14 protein-coding genes are annotated in these 17,076 nt (G+C 32.9%); 12 read left to right on the forward strand and 2 right to left on the reverse strand.

What is annotated here, in order from left to right; all coding sequences use genetic code 11:
* Positions 1 to 78 precede the first annotated feature (78 nt).
* From DFQ06_RS02190 to serB, 7 genes are all read left to right on the forward strand, one after another.
* Positions 79 to 1,176 carry an N-acetylmuramoyl-L-alanine amidase family protein gene (locus DFQ06_RS02190; protein WP_042506470.1) on the forward strand — a complete coding sequence of 366 codons (1,098 nt, stop codon included), beginning with the start codon at positions 79 to 81 and terminating at the stop codon, positions 1,174 to 1,176.
* A gap of 69 nt (positions 1,177 to 1,245) precedes the next feature.
* Entirely contained in the window at positions 1,246 to 2,187 is a 942-nt protein-coding gene (locus tag DFQ06_RS02195) for an MlaD family protein (protein ID WP_133965775.1), read from the forward strand.
* Between the two features lie 7 nt (positions 2,188 to 2,194).
* Positions 2,195 to 3,511, forward strand: a complete 1,317-nt coding sequence (locus DFQ06_RS02200) for a 4Fe-4S dicluster domain-containing protein (protein WP_133965777.1) — start codon at positions 2,195 to 2,197, stop codon at positions 3,509 to 3,511.
* A gap of 3 nt (positions 3,512 to 3,514) precedes the next feature.
* Positions 3,515 to 3,880, forward strand: a complete 366-nt coding sequence (locus tag DFQ06_RS02205; protein WP_052415523.1) for a hypothetical protein — start codon at positions 3,515 to 3,517, stop codon at positions 3,878 to 3,880.
* Positions 3,881 to 3,912: 32 nt separating this feature from the next.
* Positions 3,913 to 4,704, forward strand: a complete 792-nt coding sequence (locus tag DFQ06_RS02210) for a (Fe-S)-binding protein (protein ID WP_133965779.1) — start codon at positions 3,913 to 3,915, stop codon at positions 4,702 to 4,704.
* Between the two features lie 76 nt (positions 4,705 to 4,780).
* A complete protein-coding gene (locus tag DFQ06_RS02215; protein WP_042494888.1) occupies positions 4,781 to 5,266 on the forward strand; it encodes a hypothetical protein in 486 nt (161 codons plus the stop codon).
* Between the two features lie 160 nt (positions 5,267 to 5,426).
* A complete protein-coding gene (gene serB, locus DFQ06_RS02220) occupies positions 5,427 to 6,650 on the forward strand; it encodes a phosphoserine phosphatase SerB (protein ID WP_042506476.1) in 1,224 nt (407 codons plus the stop codon).
* Positions 6,651 to 6,725: 75 nt separating this feature from the next.
* Here the strand turns inward: serB and DFQ06_RS02225 are convergent, their stop codons facing one another.
* A complete protein-coding gene (locus DFQ06_RS02225; RefSeq protein WP_042506478.1) occupies positions 6,726 to 7,568 on the reverse strand; it encodes a universal stress protein in 843 nt (280 codons plus the stop codon).
* A 46-nt stretch (positions 7,569 to 7,614) separates the two neighbouring features.
* On the reverse strand, positions 7,615 to 8,574 hold the full coding sequence (locus DFQ06_RS02230; RefSeq protein WP_133965781.1) for a hypothetical protein: 960 nt from the start codon (positions 8,572 to 8,574) through the stop codon (positions 7,615 to 7,617).
* Between the two features lie 391 nt (positions 8,575 to 8,965).
* Here DFQ06_RS02230 and DFQ06_RS02235 point away from each other — a divergent pair, with 391 nt between their 5' ends.
* The 5 genes from DFQ06_RS02235 (at position 8,966) to bshA (ending at position 17,040) form a co-directional block, all read left to right on the forward strand.
* A complete protein-coding gene (locus DFQ06_RS02235) occupies positions 8,966 to 10,180 on the forward strand; it encodes an imelysin family protein (protein ID WP_133965783.1) in 1,215 nt (404 codons plus the stop codon).
* Between the two features lie 74 nt (positions 10,181 to 10,254).
* Positions 10,255 to 11,652 carry a di-heme oxidoreductase family protein gene (locus DFQ06_RS02240; RefSeq protein WP_133965785.1) on the forward strand — a complete coding sequence of 466 codons (1,398 nt, stop codon included), beginning with the start codon at positions 10,255 to 10,257 and terminating at the stop codon, positions 11,650 to 11,652.
* A gap of 52 nt (positions 11,653 to 11,704) precedes the next feature.
* Entirely contained in the window at positions 11,705 to 12,781 is a 1,077-nt protein-coding gene (locus tag DFQ06_RS02245; RefSeq protein ID WP_133965787.1) for an imelysin family protein, read from the forward strand.
* A gap of 185 nt (positions 12,782 to 12,966) precedes the next feature.
* Positions 12,967 to 15,882 carry a serine hydrolase domain-containing protein gene (locus tag DFQ06_RS02250; RefSeq protein ID WP_133965789.1) on the forward strand — a complete coding sequence of 972 codons (2,916 nt, stop codon included), beginning with the start codon at positions 12,967 to 12,969 and terminating at the stop codon, positions 15,880 to 15,882.
* An 18-nt stretch (positions 15,883 to 15,900) separates the two neighbouring features.
* Positions 15,901 to 17,040, forward strand: coding sequence for an N-acetyl-alpha-D-glucosaminyl L-malate synthase BshA (bshA, locus tag DFQ06_RS02255; protein WP_133965791.1), 1,140 nt, complete (start codon positions 15,901 to 15,903; stop codon positions 17,038 to 17,040).
* Positions 17,041 to 17,076: the final 36 nt, after the last annotated feature.

Here is a 17,076-nt window from a genome sequence, read left to right on the forward strand (position 1 = left end):
TTTAAATGGCATGCTTTTAATTTTAAAAATAGCCGTATTTTTTAATACACCGGTTTAAAACACAATCTGATTTATCTCATGAAAACGAACACCTTATTACTTTTCGTATCTTTTATATTAGTATTAACATTTTCTTCATATGCAAATAATGGAAATAACGACGGCGATAAGTTTGTTGTTGTACTAGATGCAGGGCATGGCGGTAAAGACCCTGGTAATATGGGTAATGGATATAAAGAAAAAGATATTGCATTAAAAGTGGTTTTATCTATTGGAAATGCCTTAGAAAAGAACCCAAATATTGAAGTTATTTATACCCGAAAGGAAGATAAATTTATAGATTTATTTGTTCGTGGTAAAATCGCAAATAAGGCTAAGGCCGATTTATTTGTGTCTGTGCATTGCGATTCTCACACTTCTCAAGCTTATGGAGCAGGTACTTTTGTTTTAGGTTTACACAGAAACAATACTAATTTTGAAGTTGCTAAAAAGGAAAACTCGGTGATTTTATTAGAAGATAATTATCACCAAAATTATGCGGGATACGATCCTAATTCGCCAGAATCGGCAATTAGTATCATGATGGGTATGGAAGATTATCTAGATCAAAGTATTCAATTGGCAAGTTTAATTCAGAGTAATTTTGTTGGTAAATTAAAACGAAAAGATAGAAGTGTTAAGCAAGCCGGTTTTATTGTGCTACATCAAACGGTAATGCCAAGTGTTTTGGTAGAGTTGGGGTTTTTAACAAATAATAAAGAAGGTGCGTATTTAAATTCGAAAAAAGGACAACAAGATATGTCTAAGGCTATTACAGATGCTATTTTGCAATATAAGGCATCAATAGAACAAAATGTAGCCCATACTGTTTTTGAAGATGAAGTTGAAGAAACGGCATCAACAAGTGATGACATATATAAGGACGTTACTTTTAAAGTACAAATAGCGGCAAGTTCAAAATCCATAGCTACAAAACCTTATAATTTTAAAGGATTATCTGCCATTTCTAAAGAAAAAACAGGTAACTTATACAAGTATTACTATGGTTCTACATCAAATTATACACAAACAAAGCAATTGGTGAGCGATGCAAAAAGTAAAGGCTATAAATCTAGTTTTGTTGTAGCTTTCAAGAACGGTAAAAAGATAAGTCTTACTGAAGCTTTAAAAAGGTAATTCAGAAAATAAGAGCATTCTTTTTAAAATTATCTTAAATTTGTCTTTGTTATTTAAAGAAAATACAATTTGAAAATATCTAGAGAAGTAAAAACAGGCATATTAGTATTATTAGGAATTATCCTTTTCATATTTGGTTTTAATTACCTTAAAGGGCAAAACCTATTAGATAGTTCTAAAACCTACTACGCAGTTTACGATAATGTTGAAGGTTTAGCACCTGCAACACCTGTAACTATAAATGGTCTTAACGTTGGAAAAGTTATTAGTTTGAAATTTAAAGGCGATGGTTCAGGCAAATTATTAGTAGAATTATTGGTGGATAACGATTTTGAATTTTCAAAAAACAGTACTGCACAATTATATGATACTGGTTTAATAGGCGGAAAAGCCGTGGCTATAATACCGGCTTTTGATAATGCAGAAACAGCTGAAAATGGAGCTATGTTAACAGGAAAAGTAAAAGCAGGTTTTACAGATGCATTAGCAAGCCAATTAACACCGTTACAAGCTAAAATTGAAATTATGCTTACAAGTGCCGATGCTTTAATTTCTAATTTAAATGATGTTTTAGATGAAAAAGGAAAGGCAAACTTAAAGTCTAGTTTGGCTAGTTTGAGTGAAACCATGAATTCTTTTCAAGGCACTTCAAAAGCTTTAAATAATATCATGCAAACCAATCAATCTAAAATCACTACAGTTTTAACTAATGCTGAAAGTGCAAGTAACGATTTGGCTAAAATGACAGGAGAACTTTCTAAAACAGATTTAGCAGCTACCATGAAGAATTTAGAAACTACGCTAGCGAGTTTTGAAAACATTATGGCAAACCTAGAAAAGGGAGAAGGTACCATGGGTAAACTATTAAAAGACGACGATTTATACGATAATTTAGAAGGTGCAACCGCAGAATTAGAGTCTCTATTGTTAGATTTTAAATTACACCCAAACCGCTATACTAGAATTCTTTCTAAGAAAGAAATTCCATACCAAGAACCAGAAACTAACTAAGATTTAAATGACATATTTACCAAACATAGTATTCGCTATAATTTTATTTTGTGGCATTGGATATTTTGCAAAAAATGTAAAAAAACTATTCCGTAACATTAACCTCGGTCAAGATGTTGATGTTAGCGATAACAAACCCGAACGTTGGAAAAACATGGCACGCATTGCTCTTGGACAAAGTAAAATGGTGCGTCGTCCTGTTTCAGGATTTCTGCACGTTGTGGTTTATGTCGGTTTCGTTATTATAAATATTGAAGTTCTAGAAATTATAATCGATGGACTTTTTGGAACACACCGTATAGGTTTAAGTGTTTTGCCAACATCTGTCTACGGTTTTTTAATAGGGACTTTTGAAGTTTTAGCATGTCTAGTTTTTGTATCTGTAATTGTATTTTGGATACGTAGAAACGTTATTAAAATTCAACGTTTTTGGAAAAGTGAAATGACTAGCTGGCCAAAAAGCGATGGAAATATCATTCTGTATTTCGAAATGGTTTTAATGAGCCTTTTCTTAATAATGAATGCTACCGATTTGCATTTCCAAGGGGTAAACTCAGGAAACGTTATCAGTCAATATATTGCACCAATGTTTTCAGGTTTACCTGAAACAACGTTGCATTTTATAGAGCGTAGTGCTTGGTGGATACATATTGTTGGTATTTTAATTTTCTTAAACTATCTATATTTTTCAAAGCATTTACACATATTATTAGCGTTCCCAAATACGTTTTATGGCAAATTAACACCAAAAGGCCAATTCAACAATTTAGAATCGGTAACTAATGAGGTAAAACTAATGATGGATCCTAATGCCGATCCATTTGCTGCACCTGCAGAAGGTGATGTTGATGAAGTTCCTGCTAAATTTGGAGCTAGCGATGTGCAAGATTTAAGTTGGGTAAGTTTATTAAATGCTTATACATGTACGGAATGCGGACGCTGTACTAGCGAATGCCCTGCAAATTTAACAGGTAAAAAATTATCACCACGAAAAATCATGATGGACACGCGTGACCGTCTAGAAGAAGTTGGTAAAAACATCGATGCCAACAATGGTGAATTTAAAGATGATGGGAAACAATTACTTGGCGATTACATTACAAACGAAGAAATTTGGGCGTGTACTAGTTGCAACGCTTGTGTAGAGGCTTGCCCAGTGAGTATAGATCCATTATCAATAATTATTGAAATGCGTCGTTATTTAGTGATGGAACAAAGTGCGGCACCAACAGAACTTAATAACATGATGACGAATATTGAGAACAACGGAGCGCCATGGCCATACAACCAAATGGACCGTTTGAATTGGAAAGATGAAAAATAATGAATGAGATACGCTTTAACCATATTAATTATAAATTTATTTTGTTTTAATCGGGTTCAATCTCAGGTTGGATACCAAAAAGATTCATTGCAAATAAAGGTTTATGCTGCGATTGACTATGTAGATAGTCATCCATCAGAAATTAAGGTTAAAAAAGTATTTTGTGATTATTGCTCAGAGTTTCAAATAGAAAAACTATCAGAAGAGGCTTACCGAAGAACGTTTTTAATTCGTAATGATAAAAATGTTCGACTTACAAACGGCACATTTAAACATGCTTTATACATTAGAGTTTCAAAAAAGGATTTAGCGGGTTTAAAAAGAGAAAATTTTGATATAGAAGAAGAAGACATAAATACAAATAATTAAAATAAACCATTTTAATTTATAAAAGAATAAAAATGAGCGAACAACTAAACGTACCAACCATGGAAGAACTCATGGCTCAAGGCAAACAACCCGATATTTTATTTTGGGTAGGTTCCGCTGGAAGTTATGATGATAGAGCCAAGAAAATAACACGTGCTTTTGTTAAAATATTAAATAAAGCCAACGTTAATTTTGCTGTTTTAGGCACCGAAGAAACTTGTACAGGCGATGTTGCAAAACGTGCGGGCAACGAGTTTTTGTTTCAAATGCAAGCCATGATGAATATCGAGGTTTTAAATGCTTACGAGGTTAAACGTATTGTAACTTGCGATCCGCATTCTTTTAATTGCTTAAAAAACGAATACCCAAGTTTAGGTGGTAAATATGATGTTTTACACCATACACAATTTATAAAAGAGTTAATCGAATCTAAGAAATTAGAGATAAAAGACGGGGTGTTTAATGGAAAACGCATTACTTTTCATGATCCTTGTTATTTAGGTCGTGCAAACTCAGAATATGATGCACCACGAGATGTATTGGCAACATTAAACGCAAATCTTCTCGAAATGAAACGAAGCAAATCTACTGCATTATGTTGTGGAGCAGGAGGTGCGCAAATGTTTAAAGATGCAGAAAAAGGGGATAAGGAAATAAACGAACTTCGTACAGAAGATGCGCTTAAAACTAACCCAGAAATCATAGCAACGGCTTGTCCATATTGTATGACAATGATGAGCGATGGCGTAAAAGTGAAAGAAAAAGAAAGTGAAATAACCGTTTTAGATATTGCAGAATTAATTGCACAGTCTCAAGGTTTATAAATAATTCAATTTAATAAATGAAGGATGTTTAGGTTTAATTAACCCGAACGTTATTCATCTTATAAAGAAAAAAATAATGCTAGTAGATTTTAATATATTACCACCAGAATCACGCGTTTGGATATACCAAGCTAATCGTTCGTTTAACGAACAAGAGCTAGAAGAAATTAAGGCCAAACTTAATGTTTTTATAGAAAACTGGACGGCACACGGTAGCGATTTACAATCGGGTTACACTATAGAGTATAAACGCTTTATCGTTATTGGTGTTAACCAATCTATGAGTCAGGCTACAGGTTGTTCTATAGATGCTTCGGTGCATTTTATTCAGCAATTAGAAAAGGATTACAACGTCGATTTAATGGATAAAATGAACGTGTCTTATAAGCAAGGTGAATACGTAGCTTATAAAACATTAACAGATTTCCGTAAAATGGCAAAAGACAAAGCTGTTTCTAAAAATACTATTGTTTTCAATAACTTAGTTGCCAATGTTGGTGAGTTTAAAGAAAACTGGGAAGTTCCTGCAAGTGAAAGCTGGCATAGTAGATTTGTAAAGTAAAATTTAAACACCCACAAATAATTAAAATTTGTGGGTGTTTTTTTATCCAAACAGTTTGATATTTTACAAGAATAGGGCAAAGTGTATTATTCTATAAAAAACTTTCATAATTCAAATAGAATAATGATTTTTACATCTTTGAAAAAGTAAAAACTAAATTATGGCTAAAGAGATTGTTTTATTAAATATTTCAGGACAGGATAAACCAGGTTTAACATCTAGTTTAACTGGCGTTTTGGCCGAATATGGCGCAAAAGTTTTAGATATTGGTCAGGCCAATATTCATGATACATTGTCGCTTGGTATTTTGTTCGAAATAAAATCTAAAAAGAAATCGGCAGCTGTTTTAAAAGATTTACTTTTTAAGGCTTATGAGCTTGGTATTTCGGCTAAGTTTACTCCAATTTCTTTAGATAAATATGAAGATTGGGTTACACTTCAAGGTAAAGACCGTTATATCGTAACACTTTTAGGTGAAAAATTAGCAGCTAAACAAATATCTGAAGTAACGAAAGTAATTTCAGAAAAGAATTTAAATATTGATTCTATTAAACGTTTAACAGGGCGTTTATCTTTAAAAAAGCAATCTGAATATCCACGTGCTTCTATTCAACTTTCCATTCGTGGTCAAATTGATAATAAAGCTGAAGTTACTGCGAAGTTTATGCAGATTTCTAATGATCTCGATGTTGATATCGCTTTTCAGGAAGATAATATTTACCGTAGAAACCGTCGTTTAGTTTGTTTCGATATGGATTCTACGTTGATACAGGCTGAAGTTATTGATAAATTAGCAGAACTTGCTGGTGTTGGTGATGAAGTAAAAGCAATTACTGAATCTGCTATGCAAGGAGAAATTGATTTCAACGAAAGTTTTAAACAACGTATGAAGCTTTTAAAAGGCTTAAGCGAAGAAGTTTTGCAAGATGTTGCTGTAAATTTACCAATTACAAAAGGAGCTCGCCGTTTAATTGATACATTAAAAAGTTACGGTTTTAAAACTGCTATTCTTTCTGGAGGATTCACATATTTTGGTGAGTATTTAAAAAAAGAATTAGGTATGGACTATGTTTATGCTAATCAATTAGAAATTGTAGATGGTAAGTTAACTGGTGGCTATTTAGGAGATATTGTTGACGGTAATAAAAAAGCAGAATACTTAAAAGAAATAGCCGCAAAAGAAGGTATCGATATTAGCCAAACTATTGCGGTAGGCGATGGTGCCAACGATTTACCTATGCTTAATTTAGCGGGGTTAGGGATTGCATTTCATGCGAAGCCTAAAGTAAAAGATAATGCACAAAGTTCTATATCTAGCATTGGTTTAGATGGTGTTTTATACTTGTTAGGCTATCACGACAGACATATTGATTTAATTGAGTAAAGATTATTTACTTGGTATTATAGAATAAAAAAAGCTCTAAAAATTTTTAGAGCTTTTTTTATGGATTATATTTTGTTAGTCACGATAAATAGCCATTATCGGGATGTCGAAATTGTTTAGCAAATCTTCAGTTAAACTAAAAGAGAATAGACGTTGGTAAAAATTCCGTTTATGGTTTATTAAGCAAACCATATCTATTTTGTTGTTAATGCAGTATTCTGTTAACGATTTCTTCAGGTTAATAGAATCTATAGAAATAAACTCTACATTATTTAGGTGGGCTAAATCTAACGATTGCTTAAAGGTTTCCATTAAAGGAGAAATTGATTCTACATGTGCTAAATCGAAATGAATAACATGTAGTTTTGAATTGAATTCTTGAGATTTTTCGATAACATGACCTAACGGAATAATTTCATCTTCCTTATAATCCACTAGAAATACAATATTATCCAAATAACCATCGAAAACAGCTTTTTCTGGTATGGCAATAACGGGCTTGCTAATTTCTTCTAATATTTTAATGGTATTGGTTTCCATAAAAATGTTAAACAGGCTATTTTGGCTACTTTGTGTACCCATAATAATCAAGTCAATCTTATCTTCTTTTTTTAAAATATACTTTTTTAAAGACTCTACAAAAGTACCTTCATCTACAACATATTTTACGTTTAAATTTCCTGCCTTACTGTTTTTAATAAGTTTTTCAAATGGAGGAAATTTATCCTTTTTACTTCTAAAGTTCTGTATATCTACTTTATTGTAAACAGCCTGAGCATCTTCATTTAAAGGATCTCCGGCAGTATAAGTGTGATACACAATTAACTTAGAATTTGACTTTTGTGCATATTCCATAGCATATGTAAAAGCATTTAAGGATAATTCGGTAAAATCTGTTGGAAATAATATGCTTTTCATCTTTTTAACGATTAGGGTTATGTTTTAATTTTAAATGAAAGTAAGGTTATAGCGTTGCTAAATATTTTACAGCATAAACTAGAACAATACTCACTACAAGGCCTATAAAAACTTTAAACAAATCCATACCTAAATTACTAAACATAGCTCTTCTAGGTTCATTTTTTCTAAGCATGTAGTTTAAGGCAATTTCTCTACCGGCCAGAATACCTATAAACACCCAGGTGGTACTCATTGGCACATTATTTAACTCCTTAAAGTAGAATAAAATAATACCGTATGTAAAATCTATAAGCGTAGCTGACCTTAAATCTACCGTGTTGGTTTTAGATTTAATAATGCCTTGTATGGCACCTCCTTTTTTCGCGATAATAAAAGCGAGCATCACTAATACAATAATTAAAGAGAATATTAACTGCCATAATTCGAGTTGTCTTGGTAAGTAAACATAAATATTGGCAAAATCCTGAATAAGCCATTGCGACCATAAAAAACCGGTAGAACCCCATTGTAAAGCGGTCCATATTTGGTTTTCTTTTGCTGTAATTGGGTTTTCTATAAATTTTTTCTCTAGTACTTTGGATATGGCCAAATACAAAATAATGGCGGCAACAAAAGAAACCGCATAACCAGAAACGGATTTTAAAACCATATCGGTTAAATTCTTTTGGTTAAAAAACGTAAGAATTAAAAATGATGTGCTTACAGGAATTCCGGTACGCGTAAGTATCATTAAAATAATAGGAGGTAATATATAATACCATGAAAAGGGGTTTGGCATAGGGTATTTTTCTAAACGTCCATAAGAGACATCGCCGTCATGAGTAATGTAACCATAGATTAGGGTAAATGTTAGAATACCACCTGCATAAAGCCACAACACCCACCATTTTTTTCGTTCATTAGAGCTTAGAAAAGTCCCTAACGTTTGGATGGTATCATTACCTATTACAGAATAGGCGGCTAATGTAAAGCCAAGATAAATAACTATTGTAGAAAAATCCATTGATAATGTTGGTCTGGTTGTTTTTTTATTTTGGTGTTAAATAACGTATTTAAATCAATATGATATGTTACATAATGTTTATTAATTAGTTAAATATTATTACTGCTAAATCTATTAAATTCAGAGGTGTAGAAGAGTTTTGTTTTTACGAAAAAGTGTATTTATTAATTAAACTTTTTTGATTTGGTAAATCATTACTAGGGTAGAAGTGTTTGGTGTAAATGTGCTATATTTTCTAAAGATTTAATAAACGTTTTAAACGATTGATTTAAAAAAGGTTAACAGTTCATTTTAATCTTTTATTAAGATTTAATCTAAATAAACTTTGATTTCTTTAAAAAGAAAATATATTTGCAACTCTATTTATATCAAGTCTAAATAAAAATAAATTATGAAATTCAAATTATTTAACCCGCTTTATCTTTTTACGTTAACACTTTTTGTAGCATCTTGTTCTAGTGATGATGATGGAGGAGACACAAGTGAAAGCATCGAAAAGTCTGCTGTTATTGAAAACTACGCCAATCTTGTTTATCAATCTTATTTAGATAGTTATACAGGAGCCGTGTCGTTACAAACTGCGGTAGATGTTTTTATAGAAACACCAACTGATGCTAATTTTACAGCAGTAAAAACGGCATGGTTGAGTGCTAGAGATATTTATGGGCAAACCGAAGCTTATAGAGAATGCAACGGTCCTATAGATACAGAAAATGAAGCTTGGAGTGTTGGTAATGAAGGACAACTTAATGCTTGGCCAATAGACGAAAGTTATATTGATTATGTAGCATCTGGAACAGAAGCTTACGCAGGTAGTTTTACAAGTATTATTTCTAATACTAGTGTAACTATAGATGAAGCGACTTTAGCTTCTTTAAATGAAGAAACCACCGATAAATCTATCAGTACAGGATGGCATGCTATAGAGTTTTTACTTTGGGGACAAGACAATACTTTACCAAGTGAAGATTTACCTGGGCAACGTGAGTATACCGATTATACTACCGCAGATGATGCAGATCGTAGAGCTGATTATTTACAAGCAGCAACCGATTTATTAGTAAGCGATTTAAATGCATTAACTACAACTTGGGCTCCAAATGGTACTTATAGAACTGTTTTTGAAGCTTTAGATGAAGATGTTGCGTTAAAGCAATTTATTAACGGTGCTTTCTTTATTGCTGGTGACGAATTAAGCTCGGAACGTATAATCGCCCCTGTAGATTCTACAGATGGTATTGATGGATTAGGACAAGAAGATGAGCATTCATGCTTTAGTGATAATACGCACAAAGATATTTGGGCAAATGCGCAAGGTGTTTATAACGTAGTTTTTGGAGCTTATGGTAATGTCTCTGGAGATTCTTTTTACGATTTAGTAAAAGAAAAAGATGCAGCTCAAGCTGAAAAGTTAAAAGATGCGGCAGACGAGGCTATGGAAAAAGTAAATGCAATAGCTAATAATAGCGAACCTTTCGATTATCTAATAACATTAGAAAACTCTACAGATGCTAACTTTGGTGTAGTGATGCAAAGTGTTGTTGCTTTACAAGATTGGGCAGATGAGATTAGTGCATCGGCAACTGTAATAGGAATTAATTTATAGAATAACACCTCCATTTTTAAAGTGAAATCCCGAATTATACATTCGGGATTTTGCTATTTAAAATCATGATTAAAATGAAACTGAAAATCGTATTTATTTCCATAATTATAACTTGCTTATACAGTTGTTCCGATGATGATTATACGGCTACATCTAAAATTGAATATGAAGAAGGCGAAGAGTTTCTTACTAGTGATTTAGGAGTTAATTCAACAAGTAACAATGCTTTTGGTTTTGAAATCAGTGGATTATCATTTGTTGAGCAAGCCGAATTTGCTACAGGTAACTCTTTGTTTAATCAAACTTGGGTTTCCTCGCCGGCCTCTACAACAGGTCGAGATGGTTTAGGTCCAACATTTAATGCAAGAGCTTGCGCAACCTGTCACTTTAAAGATGGTCGTGGTAAAGCTTTTGTTAATGGTGAAGATTCTAGTGGCTTTTTAATGCGTATAAGTATGCCAGGACAAGATAGTAATGGAGATGCTTTGCCTGTTTTGGGCTATGGAACTCAACTTCAAGACCGAGCAAATAATGGTATTCCGTTTGAAGCAAAGGTTAATGTAACTTACGAAGTTATTAATGGAGAATATGCCGACGGAACGTCTTATCAATTACAAAAACCAATTTATAGTTTTTCTCAAGAAGCCTTTGGTTCTCTTTCTGGTGTGCTAATGTCTCCTCGAGTAGCACAACAAACTATTGGTTTAGGTTTAATTAGTGCTTTGCCAGATGAAGAAATTACAAAGTTTGAAGATGAAACCGATAGTGATAACGATGGTATCTCGGGTCGAGCAAATTATGTTTATAATTATGAAATAAACGAGAGAGATTTAGGTAAATACGGATGGAAAGCCAATGCGCCTACATTAAAACAGCAAGTTGCTGCGGCCTTACATGGAGATATGGGGTTAACCACATCATTATTTTCAGATTCTAATTGTCCGTCACCACAGCAAGATTGTGCCGATGCTATTAATGGTGGTACTCCAGAAGTTACCGATGTACAATTAGATAAAATGTTATTTTATCAGGCGCATTTAGCAGTACCTAATAGACGAAATTATAAGGATGAAAACGTACTGAAAGGTAAAGCACTTTTCTCTTCATTAAATTGTATTGGTTGCCACGCTATTAATCAAAAAACGGGTACGGAAGCGGCAAGTGATTATCTTAAAAATATAACTATAAAACCATATTCTGACTTTTTATTACATGATATGGGAGATGATTTGGCAGATAATAGACCCGATTATTTAGCAACTGGAAATGAATGGCGAACACAACCGCTTTGGGGTATTGGCCTTATTTCTACAGTAAATGGCCATACTAATTTAATGCATGATGGTAGAGCCGCAAATATTGAAGAAGCTATACTATGGCATGGTGGTGAAGCAGAAAATATAAAAGAAGATTTTAAAAACCTTTCGGTTGATGATCGTGAAAACCTTATCAGTTTTGTGAATTCACTTTAAAAAAATGATTTATTTATTAGTTTCATATTAAAACTAAAATACTATTAAAAACATGAGAAATTTATCAATATTATTTCTGTCTTTTTTACTTTTTACTTGTAACTCGTCGGACGATAATACAAAAGCATCATTTAAAGTCGATTTACTTTTAACCGATGTTGTTAACCAGAATATTCTACCTGCTGTAGATTATTTTGTTTCAGAAAGTGTTAATTTAAATACAGCTGTAGAAACCTATTTAGCAGCTTCTACAGAATTTAATTTAGAAGCTTTACGTGTGCAGTGGCAAGTTTCCGCGAAAGCGTATGGGAATATTTATGCTTTTAATATTGGAGATGTTCGTGGTCAGTTTATGCATCAGGCTTTATTCAATTGGCCAACATTACCAACGGCGATAGAAAACATTTTGATTAATAACGAAGTTGTGGATGAAGCGCTTGTACTAAGATTAAGTCCACAAATAAAAACACTTTCAGGCTTAGAATATTTGCTTTTTGGTGACGATTTAGCAACGGTTAATGCTGCTTTTGTTTCATCTGAAAAAAGAAGAAATTATTTAAAATATACGGCTTTGGAATTAAAGACGCAATCGGAAAGACTTCAGGGTATTTGGGGTACTGTAAACTCTGGTGCTTATGCTTCAACCTTTATAGCCAATCAAGAAACAGGAATAAAAGGATCGTTCAATTTACTATACAACGGTTTATTTAATTTGATTGATAATGCCAAGATCACCAAAATAGGTAAGCCTGCAGGTTTAGAGAATTCCGATAATGTAAATCCAGAAATTTCACAAGCTTACTTTAGTCATACTTCATTAGCTATTATCGAAAATAACATTAAAAGTTTAGAGGCGGTATATTTTAATCCAAATGGTTTGGGTATTTCAGATTATGTATACGCTACAATTGATAATGATGAATTAAACAATGCTGTAGAAGCTAAAATAGCAGAAGTTTATGCAGCTATTGATGCCATACCAACTAATTTTTATACGGCTATTACAAGTAACCCAGAAGAGGTTGAGAATTTACACGAGAAACTTGGTGAGTTAGGTGTTTTATTTAGTGTAGATGTACGTAGTATTTTATCTATTATTATCACAACAACAGATAATGATGGTGATTAATTCAATGTTTTAATTAGACTTTAAAATAGATTAAAGAGGTTTACTTCAACTTAAATTTAAAATCTGTTACAAACTTCTGTATAAATCTATCTTAAAGTCTTTTCATCTTCTTTTTAAAAGTATTATTTTGGCATGATTATTAGTATTGTATTAAACGACTAGTAATTTCTTAATTAATTCTTTTTATGCGTCATATAAAATTTACCGTAGTTTGTCTGTTTTCAGTACTTTCTATTTATGGTCAAAATTCTAAAAACCCCTTAGAAACAACCAACCCTCAAGCTCAACACAAATGGGTAGATAGTGTGTATGCTTCACTATCCTTATCCGAAAAAATAGGGCAATTGTACATGGTTCAGGTCATGTCTAGCCAAAGTGCTGCAACAAAAGTTAAGGTCGAAAATTTAGTAAGAAACAACCATATTGGTGGTGTAATATATTCTAATGGCGGACCATACCGTCAGGCTAAACTTAATAATCAACTGCAAGCGATATCAAAAATCCCGCTTTTAGTTGGTATGGATGCCGAATGGGGTTTAAGTATGCGTTTAGATTCTACTTATGCTTTTCCTTGGAACATGACGCTTGGAGCCATTAAAGATGATAAATTAGTTGAAGAAGCTGGTCGATATATTGGCGAACATTGCAAACGTTTAGGTGTGCATTTTAATTTTGCACCTGTTGTAGATATTAATACTAACCCTAAAAATCCAATTATTGGTAACCGCTCTTTTGGTGAAGACCGAGATAATGTTACGCGCAAAGCTTCTGCTTTCATGAAAGGAATGCAAGGCGCTGGAGTTTTGGCTAATGCAAAACATTTTCCTGGTCATGGCGATACCGATCAAGATTCACATTTAACATTACCAACTATTAGTTTTAATGAAAAACGCATAGATTCTATAGAGTTATATCCATATAGAAAATTAATTACCGAAGGACTTTCTAGTGTTATGGTGGCGCATTTAAATGTTCCTGGTTTAGATAATTCTGGTGTGCCTTCATCTTTATCAAAACATATTGTTACCGATATTTTAAAGGAGAAATTAGGCTTTAAAGGTCTTATTTTTACTGATGCATTAACTATGAAAGGGGCTGCCGATTTTGATGAAACGGGCGATATTGATTTAGCAGCTTTTAAAGCTGGTAACGATGTGATGCTAATGTCTGAAAATGTAAGTATTGGTATTTCTAAAATTAAAGAAGCTTATAATAGAGGTGAAATTACAGAAGCACGATTAGAACTTTCGGTTAAAAAGATTTTAATGGCTAAGTACAAAGTTGGTTTACAGAATTATAAGCCAATTAGTTTAAAGAATCTTGGAAAAGATTTAAACAGACCAGAAGATGATATTTTATATGAAGAACTACTAGAAAATGCCATTACTGTTGTTAAAAACGAGAATAACTTAGTCCCTTTAAAAAAATTGGAAATTAAATCGATAGCTTATGTTAATTTAGGTGACGATTCTGGTGATGTATTTTTTAATGAACTTAAAAAGTATGGTAAAGTACATGCCGTAAAAGGAAATAATTTAGAAGAATTAATGGGAAGGTTAGAACCTTATAATACCGTTATTGTTGGTTTACATCGCTCTAATGCTAACCCATGGAAAAGCTATAAGTTTACAGAGAAAGAGATTAGTTGGTTGCACGAAATTTCTAGATCGCACAACGTAATTTTAGATGTGTTTGTTAAGCCTTACGCACTTGCCGATTTAAGAACTATGGCAAATATTGAGAGTGTTATTGTAAGTTACCAAAACAGTGCTATTGCACAACAAAAATCTGCACAACTTATTTTTGGAGCTATTCCAGCAAAAGGAACACTTCCTGTTTCTATTGGACAGTTTTATAATGCTGGCGAAGGTATAGATAGTGAAGCTATAAAACGTTTAGGATACACTGTTCCAGAGCGTGTGGGAATGAATTCTGAAAAATTAAACAGAATAGATTCTATCGCTAATTATGCTGTAAACAATAAAATGACACCCGGAATTCAACTTTTGGTTGCTAGAAAAGGGAAAGTGGTTTACAATAAAAATTTTGGGAAACACACCTATAGCGGAAAAGAAAAAGTGGGTTTTGATGATATTTATGATGTAGCATCTCTAACAAAAATATTAGCAACCTTGCCGTTGGTAATGGAGCTGGAAGAACAAAATGTTATTTCACTAGATACTAAATTAGTAGATGTTTTACCTGAATACAAAGGGTCTAACAAAGAAAATGTGACTTTTAAGAAGATGCTTTCGCATTATGCTCAATTACGTCCATGGGAACCCTTCTATTATCATACTTTAGATACAGTAACTAAACGCCCTAGTGCAAAATATTATAGAAAAATTAGAAGTCCAGAATTTAATGTTGAAGTGGCCAAAAACTTGTTTTTAAGAACTGATTATCAGGATTCTATTCCGAAGATAATTAAAGATTCAGAATTACTAGATCGCTTGAGATACCGCTATAGTGACTTTCCATATTATATTCTAAAGAAATTTATTGAAGAGTATTACGACAGAACGTTAGAGCAATTAACGCAAGCGCATTTTTATGAGTCGTTAGGTGCGAATAACACCATGTATAATCCGTACCATAAAATAAGTAGTAAAAAAATAGTACCTACGGAAGAGGATAATTATTATCGTTTTCAAAAAGTACACGGTTACGTACATGATATGGGAGCCGCCATGCAAGATGGTATTGGTGGCCACGCGGGGGTTTTTAGTAATGCCAACGATGTTGCGAAAATTATGCAAATGTATTTGCAGAAAGGGTATTACGGCGGAAAGCGTTATTTAAAAGAAGAAACCGTAGATAAGTTTAATACGCGTTATTTTGAAGCTCAAAATAACAGAAGAGGAATTGGTTTTGATAAACCTCAATTGGGAACAGTAGGACCAACATGTGGTTGTTTATCTATGAAGAGTTTTGGGCATTCTGGTTTTACAGGAACTTATGCTTGGGCCGACCCAGATGAAGAAATTGTATATGTATTTTTAGCAAATAGAACCTACCCAAATGCAGGTAAAAACTTGTTGTTAAAAGAAAATATTAGAACAGAAATTCAGCGTTTAATTTACGAAGCGATTGAAGATTAAAATTTTAAATTGAAGAGCATGAAAATAGGTATAGTGTGTTATCCAACATTTGGAGGTAGTGGCGTTGTAGCAACAGAATTAGGTTTAGAGCTTTCTAAGCGTGGCCATGAAATCCATTTTATTACATATAACCAACCTGTGCGATTGGAATTATTAGGCAATAACGTTCATTATCACGAAGTAAATGTACCAGAATATCCATTGTTTCATTACCAACCCTACGAGTTAGCTTTATCGAGTAAATTGGTTGATATGGTGAAGCTTCATAAAATAGAAATTCTTCATGTACATTATGCTATTCCGCACGCATACGCGGCTTATATGGCTAAAAAAATGCTTATTGAAGAAGATATTTATGTGCCAATTGTAACTACACTTCATGGTACCGATATTACACTTGTTGGTAGTCATCCGTTTTATAAACCAGCTGTAACCTTTAGTATTAATAAATCTGATGCTGTTACTGCGGTTTCAGCGAGTTTAAAAGAAGATACACTACGTTTGTTTGATATAAAAAACGACATTGATGTAGTGCCCAATTTTATAGATTTAGAAAAATATAAGCATCATGGCGTTACAGAATGTCAACGTGGGATGATGGCTAAAGACAACGAAAAAATAATAACACATATTAGTAATTTACGTCCCGTAAAACGAATAGAAGATGTTATTAGTGTGTTTTATAACATTCAAAAAGCAATGCCAGCCAAACTGATGTTTATTGGTGAAGGACCTGAAAAGGAAAAGATGGAAATACAATGCGCTGAACTTGGTATTACAGATAAAGTAATTTTCTTTGGAAGAAGTAATGAAATTGATAAGATACTTTGCTTTAGTGATTTATTTTTATTGCCTTCTCAAACGGAAAGTTTTGGTTTAGCGGCTCTAGAAGCTATGGCGTCTGGTGTTCCTGTAATTTCGAGTAACACGGGTGGTATTCCAGAAGTTAATGTGCACGGTGTTTCGGGGTATTTAAGTGAAGTAGGCGATATTGAAGATATGAGCAAAAATGCTATACATATTTTAAGTGATGAAAATCGATTAAAAGCTTTCAAAGAAAATGCTCGAAAAGAAGCCTTGAAATTCGACTTACACGAAATTGTACCGCAGTACGAGAAAATTTATGAAAAAACACTAGCCAAGTGTTTGGTGCTTTAAAATTATAAAAATAACTCAGCTTTAAATCCACTCATA

Origin of the sequence: Algibacter lectus (genome assembly GCF_004368925.1) — a bacterium.
In the GTDB taxonomy this organism is placed as follows: domain Bacteria; phylum Bacteroidota; class Bacteroidia; order Flavobacteriales; family Flavobacteriaceae; genus Algibacter; species Algibacter lectus.

Excerpts from the sequence above, each read along its gene's own strand:
- DFQ06_RS02190 (WP_042506470.1), top strand. The coding sequence starts at position 79 with ATGAAAACGAACACCTTATTACTTTTCGTATCTTTTATATTAGTATTA.
- DFQ06_RS02200 (WP_133965777.1), top strand. The coding sequence starts at position 2,195 with ATGACATATTTACCAAACATAGTATTCGCTATAATTTTATTTTGTGGC.
- DFQ06_RS02205 (WP_052415523.1), top strand. The coding sequence starts at position 3,515 with ATGAGATACGCTTTAACCATATTAATTATAAATTTATTTTGTTTTAAT.
- DFQ06_RS02210 (WP_133965779.1), top strand. The coding sequence starts at position 3,913 with ATGAGCGAACAACTAAACGTACCAACCATGGAAGAACTCATGGCTCAA.
- DFQ06_RS02215 (WP_042494888.1), top strand. The coding sequence starts at position 4,781 with ATGCTAGTAGATTTTAATATATTACCACCAGAATCACGCGTTTGGATA.
- serB (WP_042506476.1), top strand. The coding sequence starts at position 5,427 with ATGGCTAAAGAGATTGTTTTATTAAATATTTCAGGACAGGATAAACCA.
- DFQ06_RS02225 (WP_042506478.1), bottom strand. The coding sequence starts at position 7,568 with ATGAAAAGCATATTATTTCCAACAGATTTTACCGAATTATCCTTAAAT.
- DFQ06_RS02230 (WP_133965781.1), bottom strand. The coding sequence starts at position 8,574 with ATGGATTTTTCTACAATAGTTATTTATCTTGGCTTTACATTAGCCGCC.
- DFQ06_RS02235 (WP_133965783.1), top strand. The coding sequence starts at position 8,966 with ATGAAATTCAAATTATTTAACCCGCTTTATCTTTTTACGTTAACACTT.
- DFQ06_RS02240 (WP_133965785.1), top strand. The coding sequence starts at position 10,255 with ATGAAACTGAAAATCGTATTTATTTCCATAATTATAACTTGCTTATAC.
- DFQ06_RS02245 (WP_133965787.1), top strand. The coding sequence starts at position 11,705 with ATGAGAAATTTATCAATATTATTTCTGTCTTTTTTACTTTTTACTTGT.
- DFQ06_RS02250 (WP_133965789.1), top strand. The coding sequence starts at position 12,967 with ATGCGTCATATAAAATTTACCGTAGTTTGTCTGTTTTCAGTACTTTCT.
- bshA (WP_133965791.1), top strand. The coding sequence starts at position 15,901 with ATGAAAATAGGTATAGTGTGTTATCCAACATTTGGAGGTAGTGGCGTT.